The organism is Streptomyces sp. NPDC050546 (genome assembly GCF_044457425.1).
In the GTDB taxonomy this organism is placed as follows: Bacteria; Actinomycetota; Actinomycetes; order Streptomycetales; family Streptomycetaceae; genus Streptomyces.
In genome coordinates this window covers 491,986-506,757 of sequence record NZ_JBITGX010000001.1, presented here as the reverse complement: position 1 = coordinate 506,757, position 14,772 = coordinate 491,986, and the positions used below count along the sequence as shown (strand labels likewise).

14 protein-coding genes are annotated in these 14,772 nt (G+C 69.8%); 6 read left to right on the top strand and 8 right to left on the bottom strand.

Translation table 11 applies throughout. The annotated features are described in order from the left end of the window. Positions 1–67: 67 nt before the first annotated feature. Positions 68–1,411, bottom strand: a complete 1,344-nt coding sequence (locus tag ACIBK5_RS02260) for an FG-GAP repeat domain-containing protein (protein WP_399015250.1) — start codon at positions 1,409–1,411, stop codon at positions 68–70. Positions 1,412–1,664: 253 nt separating this feature from the next. On the opposite strand from ACIBK5_RS02260, the gene ACIBK5_RS02255 reads away from it, so the two are divergent. Together ACIBK5_RS02255 and ACIBK5_RS02250 are read left to right on the top strand one after the other, a co-directional pair. Beyond that, complete coding sequence (locus ACIBK5_RS02255; RefSeq protein WP_399016205.1) at positions 1,665–1,898, top strand: hypothetical protein; 234 nt, start codon at positions 1,665–1,667, stop codon at positions 1,896–1,898. 405 nt (positions 1,899–2,303) lie between these two features. Beyond that, the gene (locus ACIBK5_RS02250) at positions 2,304–2,867 is read left to right on the top strand and encodes a hypothetical protein (RefSeq protein ID WP_399015248.1); all 564 of its coding nucleotides are present in this window, start codon (positions 2,304–2,306) and stop codon (positions 2,865–2,867) included. A 464-nt stretch (positions 2,868–3,331) separates the two neighbouring features. On the opposite strand, the gene ACIBK5_RS02245 is transcribed toward ACIBK5_RS02250, so the two are convergent. Then, a complete protein-coding gene (locus tag ACIBK5_RS02245) occupies positions 3,332–3,994 on the bottom strand; it encodes a TetR/AcrR family transcriptional regulator (RefSeq protein WP_399015246.1) in 663 nt (220 codons plus the stop codon). Between the two features lie 188 nt (positions 3,995–4,182). Between ACIBK5_RS02245 and ACIBK5_RS02240 the strand changes: the two genes are divergently transcribed. From ACIBK5_RS02240 to ACIBK5_RS02230, 3 genes are all read left to right on the top strand, one after another. Further along, positions 4,183–5,229: a medium chain dehydrogenase/reductase family protein gene (locus ACIBK5_RS02240; RefSeq protein ID WP_399015244.1), complete on the top strand. Its 1,047-nt coding sequence runs from the start codon at positions 4,183–4,185 to the stop codon at positions 5,227–5,229. 140 nt (positions 5,230–5,369) lie between these two features. Beyond that, positions 5,370–5,978 carry an ABC transporter permease gene (locus tag ACIBK5_RS02235; protein ID WP_399015243.1) on the top strand — a complete coding sequence of 203 codons (609 nt, stop codon included), beginning with the start codon at positions 5,370–5,372 and terminating at the stop codon, positions 5,976–5,978. Between the two features lie 189 nt (positions 5,979–6,167). Continuing rightward, positions 6,168–6,290 carry a hypothetical protein gene (locus tag ACIBK5_RS02230; RefSeq protein ID WP_399015241.1) on the top strand — a complete coding sequence of 41 codons (123 nt, stop codon included), beginning with the start codon at positions 6,168–6,170 and terminating at the stop codon, positions 6,288–6,290. A gap of 627 nt (positions 6,291–6,917) precedes the next feature. On the opposite strand, the gene ACIBK5_RS02225 is transcribed toward ACIBK5_RS02230, so the two are convergent. From ACIBK5_RS02225 to ACIBK5_RS02210, 4 genes are all read right to left on the bottom strand, one after another. After that, complete coding sequence (locus ACIBK5_RS02225) at positions 6,918–8,306, bottom strand: erythromycin esterase family protein (RefSeq protein WP_399015239.1); 1,389 nt, start codon at positions 8,304–8,306, stop codon at positions 6,918–6,920. Between the two features lie 280 nt (positions 8,307–8,586). After that, on the bottom strand, positions 8,587–9,783 hold the full coding sequence (locus ACIBK5_RS02220; RefSeq protein ID WP_399015237.1) for a serine hydrolase domain-containing protein: 1,197 nt from the start codon (positions 9,781–9,783) through the stop codon (positions 8,587–8,589). A gap of 250 nt (positions 9,784–10,033) precedes the next feature. Further along, positions 10,034–10,693 (bottom strand): response regulator, encoded by a 660-nt coding sequence (locus ACIBK5_RS02215; RefSeq protein WP_399015235.1) that lies wholly within the window; start codon positions 10,691–10,693, stop codon positions 10,034–10,036. Beyond that, positions 10,681–12,009 carry a sensor domain-containing protein gene (locus tag ACIBK5_RS02210; RefSeq protein WP_399015233.1) on the bottom strand — a complete coding sequence of 443 codons (1,329 nt, stop codon included), beginning with the start codon at positions 12,007–12,009 and terminating at the stop codon, positions 10,681–10,683. The genes ACIBK5_RS02215 and ACIBK5_RS02210 overlap by 13 nt, the downstream gene beginning before the upstream one ends. Before the next feature lie 216 nt (positions 12,010–12,225). On the opposite strand from ACIBK5_RS02210, the gene ACIBK5_RS02205 reads away from it, so the two are divergent. Next, a complete protein-coding gene (locus ACIBK5_RS02205) occupies positions 12,226–12,513 on the top strand; it encodes a hypothetical protein (protein ID WP_399015231.1) in 288 nt (95 codons plus the stop codon). A gap of 116 nt (positions 12,514–12,629) precedes the next feature. Here ACIBK5_RS02205 and ACIBK5_RS02200 read toward each other — a convergent pair whose 3' ends face one another. Both ACIBK5_RS02200 and ACIBK5_RS02195 read right to left on the bottom strand, forming a co-directional pair. Further along, a complete protein-coding gene (locus ACIBK5_RS02200) occupies positions 12,630–13,856 on the bottom strand; it encodes an MFS transporter (protein WP_399015229.1) in 1,227 nt (408 codons plus the stop codon). Between the two features lie 82 nt (positions 13,857–13,938). Beyond that, positions 13,939–14,679 carry a hypothetical protein gene (locus tag ACIBK5_RS02195; protein ID WP_399015227.1) on the bottom strand — a complete coding sequence of 247 codons (741 nt, stop codon included), beginning with the start codon at positions 14,677–14,679 and terminating at the stop codon, positions 13,939–13,941. Positions 14,680–14,772 lie beyond the last annotated feature (93 nt).

The window sequence follows — 14,772 nt, the reverse complement described above, 5'->3', positions numbered from 1 at the left end:
GACACAAGTGCAGGCCCCGGAGGGCGCCCCCGGCCACCCGCTACGGGGCCGGGGACAACAGGCATGCCTACGACCTTCGGTCGTTGCTGGGGGCGACCGGGAAGGAAAGCTCGTCGCGGTCCGTGCCGTCGGTGATCCACCATCTGTCCCCGCCGAGAAGGGCCAGTTCTGCGCGACCGTCGCTGTCCCAGTCGTCAACGGCGAAGAGCGTGCCGTCGACGGGGCCGTTGTCACCCGGCACGGAGCGCTTGGTGGAGCGCCAGGGCTTCGACCCGAGCCCGTGCTCGGAGCCGCCACGCAGCACCTCGATCCGCGCGTCCCCCGTCTCCTTCTTCTTGGTGAGCTGTACGGCCAGGTCGTCGCAGCCGTCGCCGTTGAAGTCTCCGGCGGCGAGCCTGGTGCCGAAGCCCTCCTTGAAGTCGCCGCCATCCATGGTGACCCACTTGCCCGGCTCCTTCCCGTAGCGGACGCTGACCTGGCCGCGTCGGTGGGGGGTGTCGATCTCGTCGTAGCTGTCGACGAAGCTCCGGCCGATGGCGACGTCCTGCCGCCCGTCGCCGTCGAAGTCGCCGAAGACGACGTTCTCGCCCTCCGGCAGCCGCTCGGGCTCCTTGCTCAGCCCGCCGGCGGTCCGGGCGCCGCCGGTGAACAGCAGGGGCGGATCCCACGGGGAGTCGTAGAGCGCGAGATCGGTGGCGCGGTCGTCGTTCGCGTCCCCGGCGACCAGCATGGGTGACGCGCCCTCGTGGACGGGGCTGGGGATCTCCACGGTCCGGGTGGGAGCGCCGGAGCGCTTGAACGGTCCCTTGAGGACGACCAGTTCCTGATCCTCGTTCGAGAACCTGAAGGCCGCGAGGTCGGTGTGGCCGTCCCCGTCGAAGTCGCCGGCGATCGGCGCGGTGCGGTATCCGCTGCCCGGCAGCGGGACGCGCCCGTGCGGTCCGCCGGCCTGCGGACCCTTGGGGCCTCCCCACAAGACCTGGGCGGCGCCGCTGACGATGAGGTCGGCGTGGCCGTCCTCGTCCAGGTCGGCGACTGTGGGCTGCCACGGGTCGTCGCCCGTCTGGATGTCGTCCGGCAGACCGAGGTCATCGTTGGTGAGGACGGTCGTGCGGTCGTGGTCCGGACCGTGCTCGGAGCCGGGCACGACGGTCACGTCGAAGTTCTCCGCCGTGTCGGAGATCTCGTGCACCAGATCGACGAAGCCGTCCCCGTCGAGGTCGGGGGGCGCGGGCCTGTCCTCGCGCGCCGAATCGGTCGGTCGGCAGGGGCTGTTGGGCACCGAGCGCGCGCCGTCGGACGGGAGAAGGACGAGGAACGCCACCACTGTCACCACTACGAGAAGGGCCGGCGCGGCGTGCCACATGCGCAGGTGGCGGAGAAACGGACCGCCTGCTGTCGGAAAGTGCATCAGTCCACTTCACGGGCGTGGACCCGGCCCGCACAAGGAAGCGGATCATCTTGTTACGCGGGTGATGCACGAACCGGGTTCGCCAGCAGTGGCCGCACTCAGTGCGTTGCCGGTGGGCAACTCGCGCGGCAGGCCTGGGGCGCTGGAGCCGCTTCTGCCGGTGAGTGACAACCGGTGCGGCCGGTAGCGCGATCACCGGCAGGTGATCAACGGGATCATCCACCGGCTGGGCACCGGGGTGCGGTGACGGGAACTGCCCGAACGCTTCGGCCCATGGAAGACCGTCCACAAGCGGCACTTGCTGTGGTCGGCCGACGGGACCTGGGACAGGCTCCTGCGGCACATCCAGTCCGCCGCCGACGCCGATCCCTTCAAAGGGGCACGCCGAAGGTCACTGCGGCGGCTGTCGCCCAGGGCGATGCCGCATGCCTCCTTGGAGGGGGTGGCGCTCCGGGAGAAGCTCTCGGCCGGTCCCGCGGCGGCCTGACGACCAAGATTCACATCGCCGCGGAGGGCCACTGTCGCCCGCTGTCTCTACTGATCACGCCGGGACAACGGGCGGACTGCACACAGTTGGAGCCGGTCATGGACAAGATCCGCGTTCCGCGTCCGGGACGCGGCCGTCCCCGACAAGCGCGGATATGTCTATCTCGGCACTGTCACCGCTGCCGGACTCCCCATCTGGCTCCGATCGTGATCGGAGGAACAGGCCCTAGCCTGGTGGCTGCCCGGCAGTTGTGCACTCGGAGACCAGGTGGTGGATCGCCCGGCGCACGTCGGGAAGGGTTCGCTGTAAGCCATGATGGGAAGGAGACGACCTTTGGAGCGGACGTCAGTACGATCTGTGGCGCGTGCGCATCATGCCCTGGAAGTCGGACGTTGAGGGGGGAGCATGAGCTTTGAGGGATTTCCGGTCGGTGGCTGGCGTACAAGGACGGTGCCCGTGCACCGGGCGGCAGGGAGCCCGGCCGTTCTCGTGGTGCGCTCTCGCGGGCCGTTGACGAACTTTACGATCACGCCGGTCATCGACACGCCGAGTGTGAAGAGGACGGGGGGCTACTTGCTGCGGACGTGGGGCACCGCGCCCCATACGTTCGTGCTGCCGGGCGAGTACACGCATGTCAAGGTGGCGAGAGCCGGCCGAGAGTCGAACGGATTTGCTCGCTGGAGTCTTGACCGGATTGCCGTCGATGAACTGCGGCCCCTTCGGGGCCGGGTCATCGGGACCGGCTCGGAGGTCTTCAGCTGGCGAGGCACCGAGGGACGCTTCCGGTTCGACTTCACGGACAAGTACAGCCGGAACTCATTCGGCTTCTTCTCCTTCGACGACGGAAGGCAAGACCGCTTGGAGTGTGACGGCGGCACCCGGGGCACGGCCACCATTCCAGGACCCGGTTTCGTGAGGATCCAGTCCCCGGGCACATGGACGGTCAACGTCGTAAACGCCGTCCCCTGACCCGGGCGGTTGAGGGGTTCCCGCAGCAGGAGGGCGGGCGGCTGTCGTGCGTCCCGGACGCTGGACGAACCGGCAAACGTCTGCTGTTTGTAGTGCTTGTGGCCCTGCTTGTCGGTCGGGTACTGGGCGATCTCGGTGCCCGCGCCCCCTCGCCCTCTGGTCGGCCTCGCGGGCAGCAGTCCTTCGCCTGGCGCCTGGAGAGCGTTGACGGTGATTCCGTCCAGCGCGAGTAGTACCCCAGCAGGGCGGCACGCCACGAGAGCGGCGTATGAACAGGGCCAGGAACGTGATCTGCCGAAACCGGCCTCAGGCGGGCATCTGGCGCTCACCGACGACGGCCAGAGCCCGGGACTCTCCTACAGGGCCATGCAGGCACGGGAACTGGGGCGGTCTTTCGGACTCGCGATCGCCGATCGCACTGCGCGGAACCGCTTCCCGGACCACATGGTGGGCCGGCGGCGGCTCTACCGCGAGGTCAGTTTGGCCACCCTGGCGATGATGGCGTCGGCGACGCTCTCCGCGGGCCACGGGAAGATGCGGATGACTGCGTACTGATGTGCGAGGCCGTGCATGGAGATCCAGAGGGTGACGGCATCCAGTTCCGGATCGGTGACCGTCGACTGTCCCGCGGCGGCACAGTCGGCCAGGGCGTCGGCCAGAATGCGCAAGGCCGGCGCGCCGAGGCCGGTGAGCTGCTCCTCCGTCAGGGAGTTGTCGCCCAGAGTTGGCATCCACAGACCGCCGAACATCGTGCGGTAGCGGCCGGGGTGGTCCTGCGCGTAGCGGAGGTAGGCGCGGCCGAGGGCGTGCAGCCGCTCCCGCGGATCATCTCCGGCGTGCTGGGCGGCCTCGCGCAGATGGTCTGCCAGCGCAGCGAACTCCCGTTCCACGACGGCCAGCATGATGGCCGGCTGGTCGGGAAAGTGGCGGTAGATCGACGGGGCGGCGATGCCGATCCTGCGCGCGACCGACCGCAGGGTGATCGCCCGCTCGTCGCCGGTCTCGTCCAGCAGCGCGGAGGCGGCATCAATGATGTCCTCCCTCAGTCGGCCGCCCTCGCCGCGCCGGTTGCGCACGCGGGCCACTTGTTGAGGTGTGTCCAGACCAGTCACGTCAGCCTCATTCATCTTCGTAATCTTACGCATACAAGTTTATGAGTGTTAGCCCTTCTCGGCGGCGACGCCGCGCACCTCCCCTCCGCCCCTGCGGCTTCGCCTAACGCCGTAAGTTTACTGTCGATACCTCTTGCCTGACGGGAGTTAACGCGCATAGCCTTACGGGTGTAAGCGCACAGTCGAAACCTTCAGGGGCAACCATGACCAGCACCGCCACCACCCTCGCCACCGAGATCGTCCTGCCCGGCAAAGTGGAGCCGAACGGCCTGCACCTGCGCACGCAGGAATTGCCCGCCCCTGCCGCTGGCCAGGTTGTCCTGCGCATGGAGGCGACCGGCGTCAGTTTCGCCGAGCAGCAGATGCGTCGCGGCAAGTACTACGACCAGCCGCCCTTCCCCTTCGTGCCGGGCTACGACCTGGTCGGCACCGTCACCGCGATCGGCCCGCAGGTGGATGCCGCGCTCATCGGGCGCCGGTTCGCCGCCATCACCAAGACCGGCGCCTGGGCCAGCCACCTGCTGGTCGACGCTGCGGGCCTACTGCCCATCCCCGCGGAGGTCGACCCCGCCGCCGCCGAAACGGTCATCGTCAACGGCGTCACCGCCTGGCAGATGCTGTACCGCGTCGCCGAAGTCCGATCCGGGCAGACGATCGTGGTCCTGGGTGCCAACGGAGGCGTCGGCTCCACCCTCGTCCAGCTGGCCCGCCACGCCGGCATCACCGTGATCGGCACCGCCTCGCCCCGCCATCACGACCTCGTCCGCGAGCTCGGCGCCATCCCCCTCGACTACCGCGACCCCGACTTGTACGCCCGCATCCGCGAGATCGCGCCCGACGGCGTCGACGCCGTCTTCGACCACGTCGGCGGCGCCGCCATCACACAGTCCTGGCGGCTCCTGCGCCGCGGCGGCACCCTGGTCTCCTACGGCAGCGCCGCCACCAAGGACGAGGACGGCAGCTCCCAACTCCCAGTTCTGAAGCTGTTCGCACGGCTCTTCGCCTGGAACGTCCTGCCCAACGGCAGGAGCGCCCACTTCTACAACCTCTGGGCCGGCAAGCGCCGCAACCAGAAGGCCTGGCAGCAGCGCATGAGCAACGACCTCACCCAGGTCCTGCTCTTGGTCGCCCGCGGCATCCTCGCCCCCCAGATTGCGGCCACCTTCGCCCTCACCGACGCCGCCGCAGCCCTCGAACTCGCCGAATCCCGCACCGTAGCCGGCAAGGTCGTCATCCTTCCCCGGGCCTAGTCCCCGCAGCCTCACTGGCCGAGCGGCACAGCCCGCTGCCCGCTGCCCGCTGATCCGGCATCACCTCTGCTCCGCGCTAAGCCCTCATCTCCCGTCCTCGGTCCAACACGGCCCACTCAATACCCCCCTGAGGTATATTCATGTATCCCGTCATCGCCACCGCAGAGCAGTCGTCCCCGGTCCGCCGCGCTTCCGGAGACGTCGCCAACCTCGGCACTTACAGCTGCTTCGGCCTCGCCTACGTCCTCGGTCACGGCTCCGCCGCCCTCTCCCAGGGCGACAATCCGTTACTCGACCTGCCCGGCTGGCTGCCCATGGTCCTCCTCGGCAGCGGACTCGCCCTCGGCACCGTCCAGGCCACCCGTGCCGCCCTGCGCGCCCAGCGCGCCGACACCGACCCCGCCACCGTCCGCACCGGCCAACTCCTGGGCGTCGCCTGGGTCACCGCACTCGCCGCGCTCTTCCTCGCCATCACCGGACTCAGCGCCACCGTCGACCACCCCGACATCCAGACCCTGCTCTGGCCCACCGGCTCCGGCTTCGTCGTCGGCCTCATGTACGTCGCCGAAGGCGCCGCCCGCCGCAACCTCCTCCACTACACCCTCGGCACCTGGCTCGCCCTCACCTCTACCGCCGCCCTCCTCCTGGGCACTCCCAACTTCTATTGGGTCCTTACCCTCGCCGGCGGCGGCGCCTACGCCCTTGCCACTCTCCTCGAACACCGCCGTCTCGCCTCCAACCAGCACTGACCCTGAAGCGGCCACTTCTCCCCAGTGGCTCCTTCAGGACATGCAGGTCACTGTTCTGGCGCGGCGGGCAGAGACGTCGTCGACGCTGACACCACGACACGCCCCGTCCGAGGAGCTTGAAGAGAAGGCGGACGGGCTGAGCGGGGCAGTGAGCCGATTCCGCGGAGCGTCCGACAGACGGAGAGTCCGTTGATCTACCACAGTATGCGGATCAAGCTGAAGGAAAGTGTCACCTCGCAGCAGTTCGAGGAGGCGCTGGAGGCCACCCCCTCGCACACGGGCAGCAGCGCCCTTACGGACGTTGGTTTCTGACCTGCGGGTCACCGTCCGCTTGGTGCAGCGCCGGCGCAGAGCGCCGCCGACCGCCCGCACCTGGTCCCGTAGCGGACGCACTCCCGTCGTGCGGGTGCGGGGCCGCTCCCGCCGGCGATTGTCCGTCGCCGCCCTGGCCTGCTACAGCGAACGCTCCCGGCTGGTCAGCATGTGGTGCTCCCGCGGTCCGTCTCCTGTCACCGGATTCGGGATGGCTGGGATGGCATGTCGGGCGTTGTCTGGCATGCGTGCCTCCGTTGGATGCGGTCTGTCCGTTGCGGGATGGGACCCGTGTGGCATGTGTCCAGGTGCCGCTCGACATTCCTGAGCGCGGGAACTTCCGCTTCCGCGCACGATTCGGACGAAGGTGAAGGAGCACCTGCGTCCCTCGCAAAGGGCGTGCCCGTGACGGACATGGCTGATTGGAATCCACCTGGGGTTTCTGCCCCGCCACCAACGTCCTTGTCGGTGAGAATGGCAGCGGGGGGCGATGCCCACGCACACCAGTCCCGCGGCCAGGGACCCTCAGCTTGCACACCACTCATGGGGTGGGCATTCGTCATCGCCATGGCCCGGGTGGCAGGTGAGGCTGTCGGTCCACGCGATGGAGGTGGGGTGAGGGGAGGGTCAGGGGGCGCCCAGGTAGGTGGTGGCCTTGATGTCGTGGAGGTGGATGAGGATGTCGTGGGCCCTGCCGAGTGCGGCCGTGTACTGCGTGGGGTCGGGCCACCCGGCGCCGATGTTCCAGGTGGCACGTTCCGTGTCCAGCCACGCGCGTGCCGCCTTGGGGGCTGTGCGCATGTCGAGGATGTAGTCCTCGCGGCGGGTCTTGTCCAGGGTCTCTTCGTTGGAGCCCTGCTTGGCACCGGCCACGCGGTAGGTGCGTATCACGTTGTCGTCCGTGCCGAACGCCTTGAAAGCACCCTCGTAGAAACTGAAGCCGATGCTGACGTAGCCGCTGCCCAGTGCGTCGTGCAGGAAGGCACCCTGGGTCTTGGGGTAGCGCTCGTCGAACGAGTCGTAGGACACATGGGTGTTGTGGGCCGACAGCAGCGTGCGGTCACCGGTGTGGTGGCGCCACCATTGCACGTTTTCGGCCATCACCTGGTCGCGGTACTTCATCATCTGCGCGATCTGGGCCTCGTCGTTGATGTCGAAGGACATGCCCTTGGCCATCTGGTGGATCGCCAGGGCGTGCTGCACCATCCACACGTGGTCCTGCCTGTCACCGGTGCCGGGGTGCTGTGTGCGCAGGAGGTCGTAGACCCTCCGGGTCCGCTCGGCTCGCTCCTGGCGCTCGTCGAGCGGCAGCTTGAGGTACTCCTCGCTGTAGGTGCCGGCGTCTGTGGTCGGGGCCAGGCCGCGGTACAACTCGGTGACCTGTCCGAGCAACTGCGGGTAAGTGCGGGAGACGTAGTCGATGACGCGCCCGTACAGTTCCGGGCCGGCGTAGCCCATGTCGTTGCCCATGAACTGCACCGGGTCGCTGGGGTGCTGGCGGTTGTAGTCGCGCATCCAGACGATGAGGTCACGGTAGTCCTGGTTGTTCCAGATCCGGTAGGAGCCCTGGAACTCCTCCCGGGCTATCTCGCCGAGGTCGCCCTTCCCGTGCACCACGTACTCGTTGAGCCGCACGCCGCTGCTCCAGGGCAGTTCCAGGGAGAAGGACCGGAAGCCCTTCTTCTCGACCAGGTAGCGGAACACTCGGTGCTTCATGCGGAAGAAGTCCCGTGAACCGTGGGTGGCTTCGCCCAGCCCCACCACCTCGGCGTCCTTGATCATGCGGCCGAGGGCGTCCAAGTCCCGCAGAGAGCCCGTGGGCTGTGTGGTCCTCAACGTGTGGGCGCTGCGGTCGATGGCGTCGACCACGCTCTCGTGGTGCTGCCACAGAGGGGATGTCTTCGACACGGTGGTGGACGAGGGGTGTGCGGGGGATCCGATGGCCGGCGTGGCGAGGGCAAGCGCGCCAACGGAGAGGAGGACCGAGGGAATGAGTACCGCCTTGCGTCGCGTCATGCCTCCAGGTTCCTGTGGACGCAGGGTCCGTCACCAACCCATCTGCTGCCCACCTGCGGTAGTGCAGGCACTACCTACCCGCAGGTCGGCAGGCTGCCGCCCCGTTCGACGGGGGCGTGTCCGCGATTGGCTCGGCGTGAAACGGTTGCGGGTCGGGAGGCGGGTCACGGCGGCCTCCCACAGTGCCGGACCCGGGTCTTCCGCCGGCAGGCCGGCGCCTGCGGCCAAGCAGCGATGGCGGCATCCGGTTCGGATGCCGCCACCGCTGGTCAGCTGGTTCTCACGCGCAGAGCTCGCTGTCGATCAGGTCGTTCTGGGCCCGCTGGGTGGAGGAGTCCGCGGAGCCGTCGCCGGACGAGTTCAGGACCACGGCACGGCGGCCGTCCGCGCTCACGCCGGTGCGGGTGGTGTAGCCGGCAATGTCGCCGCCGTGGCTGTAGTAGGCGCCGCCGCAGGACAGCGGGATCTCCATCAGCCCGAGGCCGTAGCGCACACCGGCCCACGCGGGATCCAGCTCCGGGGCCCGCACGGTCCTCTTCATCTCCGCCAGCTGCGCCGGGCGCAGCAGCCGGCCGCCCAGGAGCGCCTGGTAGAAGCGGCTCAGGTCGGCCGTCGTGCTGATCATGGCCCCTGCCGCGCCTCCTGCGGAGGGGTTGATCTCGGTGACGTCGAGCGCCGGACCCGGTTCGTCGAAGGTGGAGTAGCCGTGCAGGTGGCGGCCTGGTATCCGCGGATGCGTGGTCGGGGCGAGGGTGTCGCGCAGGCCCAGCGGGCGGATGATGCGCGAAGTGACCTCCTGGTTCCAGCTGTTCCCGGTGATCTTCTCGATGATCATTCCGGCCAGGATGTAGTTGGTGTTGGAGTAGCTCCAGCCCTCGCCGGACTCGAAGTTCGGGGCGTGCCGCATCGCGGTGGCGACCAGCTGCTCCGGGGTCCAGGTGGTGTAGCGGTCGGCCAGGTAGCCGGCCTTGCTGGTCAACTCGGGGAGGTCCACCGTGTAGTCGTGCAGTCCGCTGGTGTGCTGGAGCAGCTGCCTCACGCTGATGGCCTTGCCGTCGTTGCCGTTGCCGGAGACGACCCCGGGCAGTCGGCTCTCCACCTTGTCGTCCAGCGACAGGCGCCTCTCCCCGACGAGTTGCAGCAGCACCGTGGCGACGAACGTCTTGGTCGTGCTCGCGATGCGGAACCGGTCACCGGAGCGTGCGAGCTCCCCTGTCGCCTCGTTGGCCACCCCACCGTTCGCATACCGGGTGCCGCGCGGCCCCGTCGACTGCGCCACGACTGCGACGGTCCCCGTCTTCATGATCGCGTCCACGCCGGACCGCAGAGCCGCGCTGTGCGTTCGGCCATGCGCGGCGTCATGCGCGGTGCCGTGCACGGGACCGGTCGCGCCCGCCGCGGGCAGGATCAGGCCGATTCCTGCCAGCGCTGTCACCAGGGTCGTGGCCACCACACGGGAAGTGAGCTTGGGTTTCATGAGTCGCGGACTCCTTGGGCGTCGTCTCGGCCGTGCCGCCGTCGCGGCGTGACCACGACGCTAGGGATTCCGGCTGTTCGAAACGATCAGGCAGGCGGGTCATGCGCAGGGGGTGTACTCCGCCGGGTGCGGGTAGTGCCTGCTGTACCGTCCGGCCCCGACCAGGCCGGAGAGCGGAAGACACACACGCCGCCGGACATGCGCCGAGGGGGCAGGCACGAGCGGTGGACGCAAGGTCCATGACGGGTCGTCAGGAGTGGAGGCGGACGTCGTCGAGGTAGCGCAGGACCGCCGCGACCCGCCGGTCCACCTGGTCGGCGGGGGACAGGTCGAGTTTGGCGAAGATGCTACGGATGTGCTTGTGGACGGCGCCCTCGGTGACAACGAGCCGTTCCGCGATGGCACTGTTGCCCAGGCCCTCCGCCATCAGGGCGAGCACGTCGCGCTCGCGCGGGCTGAGCCGCTCCAGACGGGTGTCCTGCCGACTGCGGGTGAAGAGCTGCGCCACCACCTCCGGGTCGATGGCCGTACCGCCGCCCGCCACCCGGCCCAGCGCGTCCAGGAACTCCTCGACCCGCCCGACACGCTCCTTGAGCAGATAGCCCAGCCCCGTGACCCCGTCGACCAGCAACTCCGTGGCGAACGACTGCTCGACGTACGCGGACAGTACGAGAACCGCCAGATCCGGCCGCCGCCGCCGGGCCTCGACCGCCGCGACGATCCCCTCGTCGGTGTGAGTCGGCGGCATCCGTACGTCGAGGATGGCGACTTCCGGCCTGTGGATGTCGATGGCGTCGAGGACACCGTCGGCGGTCCCGGCCGTGGCCACCACGTCCAGGCCCTCGGCACGCAGCAGGAGCGCGAGCCCCTCCCGCAGCAGCGGGTCGTCCTCGGCAATCACAATCCGCATGGCAGTTCCACCTTGAGGGTCGTCGGGCCGCCGGGCGGGCTGGCCAGTTCGAGGGTTCCGTCGTGGGCGGCGATCCGGTTGCGGATGCCGGTGAGCCCGGACCCGCCGGACCCGCCGGGCTCTTCTGCCCCGCCCCGGCCGTCGTCGGTGACGTCCAGGTACAGCAGGCCGCCCCGGCTGCGGACCGTGACCGATGCCTGCCGGGCCCCGCTGTGCTTGGCGATGTTCGTCAGCGTCTCCGCGACCACGAAGTAGGCGGTCGCCTCCACGGACGCCGCGCACCGCTCGGGTGCCTCGACGTCGATCGTGCAGGGCACCGGGCAACTCGCGGCGAGCCCGGTCAGCGCACCGGCGAGGCCCCGGTCGGCCAGTACGGGCGGCAGAATGCCTCGGGCGACCGAACGCAACTCGGACAGGGCCTGCTCGGCTGCGCTCTGGGCCCGTTCGAGGAGTTCCTCGGCGCCCGCCGGGTCGCGGGCCACCATTCGGCGGGCGGCGCCGAGCAGCACGGTGACGGTGACGAGCCGGTTTTGCGTACCGTCGTGCAACGAGCGTTCGATGCGCCGCAGTTCGGTCGCGTGGGCGTCCAGGGCGGCGGCCCGGGTGGCGGTGAGTTCCGCGACGCGCAGGGACAGGTCGGTGTCGGGTCCGGCCGCGAGGAGGGTGCGTCCCGGGTGGGCCTGGAGTCGTGCCATGCCGGGGGTGAGGCCCAGGATGATGGCGGTCCAGCCAAGCCCGAGGAGGCCGGCGGCGAGCGCGTCGGCCCACGTCGCCGCGACCCCGATGCCCAGGGACGTGCTGGTCGTGCCCTCCGGCAGCAGGCGCCAGTACAGCGGGAAGGCAACGTCGCGCACGGCCAGCACCGGGAGCAACGCGGCGCACAGCCCCAGGAACAGGCCGAGCGACGCGTGGCGGACCAGCCAGCGCAGCTCGCGTCGGGTGGTCGGGTCGACGAGGGCGAGTCTCAGCCGGGTCGGCGCCGGGGCCGGGCCGATGACTTCGGGGCCGCGCCGCCCGAGCCGTCGGCGTTCGCGGCCGGCGAGGGCGTGCAGGGCGCGCAGGACGGCCGGGGCCATGAGCAGTCCGACGCCCGCCAGGGACGTCACGGCGGTCACGGCCGACCAGATCAGGACGAGGAGCGCGAGCAGGGCCGTACCGAGTCCGGTGACGAGCTCGCCGAGCGCGTCGCCGGCCGCATTGGCGGCCCGCACAACCCCGACTCCGACCCCAGGCCGTTCCGTCCCCCGGTCCTCGCCGGACGGGGCGGACCCGTCCTCGGCGGACGCGCGTCCGCCGTGCCGGCTGGAGGTCAGCATGCGTCCACTCCCTCTCCGTCCCCAACAACCCGGTCACGGCCACCGGTTGGCAGATTGGTTCGCCGTCGATGAGGAGCGTAGAGGTACAGCCTGCTGTACCCCCACTCGGGCTGCTGGCGGGCTCGGCCGCCCGAGGCCCCGATCCATAGCCTCGGTGGCACGACAGCCGGGCCCTGCCGGGGCCCGGAGCGATCCGAGACTGCGAAGAGGACAGCCATGACGACCACGGACCCCTACCGCCTCGACGGCGGAGCCGAGAGCCCGCGCCCGGCCGGACCGGGCGCCACCCGCGTTGGCGCCACCCGCGACGGCATCACCCGCGACGGCGTCATCGGAGGCGGAGTCGTACGGACGGCACTGTGGCTGGTACTGGTCATCAGCACCGTCGGCAACATGGCGGCCTCGTTCGGCGCCGCCTCCACCCAGGTCCACCTGATGTGCGGCGCGGTCACCGCACTGTGCGCGACGGCCCTCGTCACACGCCACGTGCGGGCCCGGCGATGAGCCGGGGCGCGATTGAAGCTTCCTTCGAAGCAGCGGCGTGGCACCGCACGGTGATTCATCGTCAGCGGCTGGGCTCCGGCCGGCGACCGGAAGCGCACTGACCGGGGAAGACGCGGCTAGCTCAGGACCAGCACGGTCGCCAGGGCCGGGCCGAGGGCTCCGCCCATGAGGTAGCTGAGCTGGAACAGGCCGATGCCGGTGGGGCGTTGGGGGCCGGGGACGGCGGAGGCGGCGGCCATGGACTGGGTGGCGTTGGCGGCGGTGGCGCTGAACACGGCGAGTCCGATCGCCACCAGGAGCAGCACCGCGCTGTGGGCGAGGACAGCTGCCGCGGTCGCGACCGCCCCCACCGTCAGCAGGATCGCCCGCACCTTGGTCTGGCCCAGACGCGAGGAGACGGCTGCGAAGACGAGGGTGAACACGGACCCGGTGATCATGGCGATCATCTGGCCCGCGGCCACCGAGTCGGTCGACCAGCCGGCCCGGACGGCGATCAGCCGTGGGATCGCGAACAGGAGGGTGAAGTACGACACGGACAGGACGAGGGCGATCAGGACGGAGCCGCGGAAGGCAGGGGAACGCAGCGCAGCGGCTGGAACGTAGCCTTCCGGACGGCGCCGGACGTGCAGGGCCAGGAGGACGGTCGTGACGCCCGTCGCGGCCAGGGCGGGCAACGGGTTGGACGGCAGCAGGACCAGGCCGCTGGACAGGATCGCCAGCAGCAGTGCTCCCCGGGTGTCGAAACGCCCCGCGGCCGACGGCGCCTGTGTGGTGGTGTGGCGGCCGACCGCGGGTACGGCCAGGAGCGTGACCACCAGGACGGACAGCGCCGCCCGCCACGAAACCGCGTCGGTGAGGCGCTCGCCGAGCAGCGGCCCCACCGCCCCTAGCATTCCGGAGCCGGCGCTGATCACGCCCATGCGCCGGGCGGTGCCGGCCAGGTTCATGGCGATGGCCATCATGCCCGCGCCGCCGGCAGCCTGCGCGGCGCGCCCGACGAGGGTGACCGGCAGCCAGGGCGAGGCGGCCACGAGAGCGGTTCCCACGGCGACCAGCACGGCACTGACCAACAGCGCGGTATGTGTGCCGCGGCGCCGCAGCAGCGTCGCGATCAGCGGTGTCCCGACCGCCAGGGCCAGCGCGAACACGGTGACCAGCCACGACGCGGTGGCAGTGGTGACCCCCAGCGACCGGCTCAGGTCGCCGAGGATCAGGACGGACGCGTTGTTGGCGGCGGCCACCGGCGTGGCGAGCAACGCGAGCCAGAGGATGGGGACATGACGGGAGGATCCGCTCATGGCGGAGGGGGCGCGCGTGGCGGCCGGCCCGGAGATGGTGGACATGGCTCTTCCTGTGGCGGAGGTCTGGGGCTCGAAGGCGAGAAGGGGGCGATGTCGTGGCCCGCCGACCCCTCTCGAACGCGCTTCAGGCCGTGGTCACGTGGTGCAGCATCCGGGGCGCGTTCCCACTGAAGTCGATCCACGGGTTCGTCCCCAGTGCCTCCGCACCCTCCGAGCCCGGGGCCTCGTACCGCATGACGAACTTCTCCGGGCCGTGGGCGTACGCCACGATCAGGCCGTGCCCGGCGTCCAGGAAGGCGCCGTGCGGCCGGATGCCGGGGTAGCTGATCCGCCAGGCCGGGTCGCCGATGCCCACTGCGCCCACCGACAGCTTGGCGACCACTCCACCGGGAAGCCGGTAGAACCACGTCATGGGGCCACCGGAGACGACGGTCATGACTTCGTCGATGCCGACACCGTCGTCGGAGGTGTTGACGTGAAGCCTGCCGAAGCGCGCCTGGACAGCGTGCCGGGCGGCGGCGTCCATCGTCTTCATGTCGTACACCTTCGGGTACGGAGGAACGTCGTGCTCGGAGGGGTTCAGGAACCCGCCGTCAGGTGCTTCGGGTGTGCGGCCGGCCAGTTCGACGTGCTCCAGGAGCTTCGCTCGGTCCAGGCTGAACAGCGAGATCAGCTCCGCCTGTTCCTCTGCCGAAAGCGCCCGGACCTCGGAGGCCTCCAGGATCGGATGAGCTCCGGCGGGAACGGGGATCTGGCAGGCGTGGACGCCGACGGTGCCGAGCACCTGATTGACGGACTCGACGCCGATCGTCGCCGGCCTGCCGTCGGAGTAGGAGAGCTTCAGGCCCTGGTCTGCGTTCGTCATTTCTGGTCTTCCCTGATGTGGACGTGCATTTGATCGACACTTCGACCATCTGTCATCAGGCTCATTTATGGAAATGCTTTGTATGCATGGTTA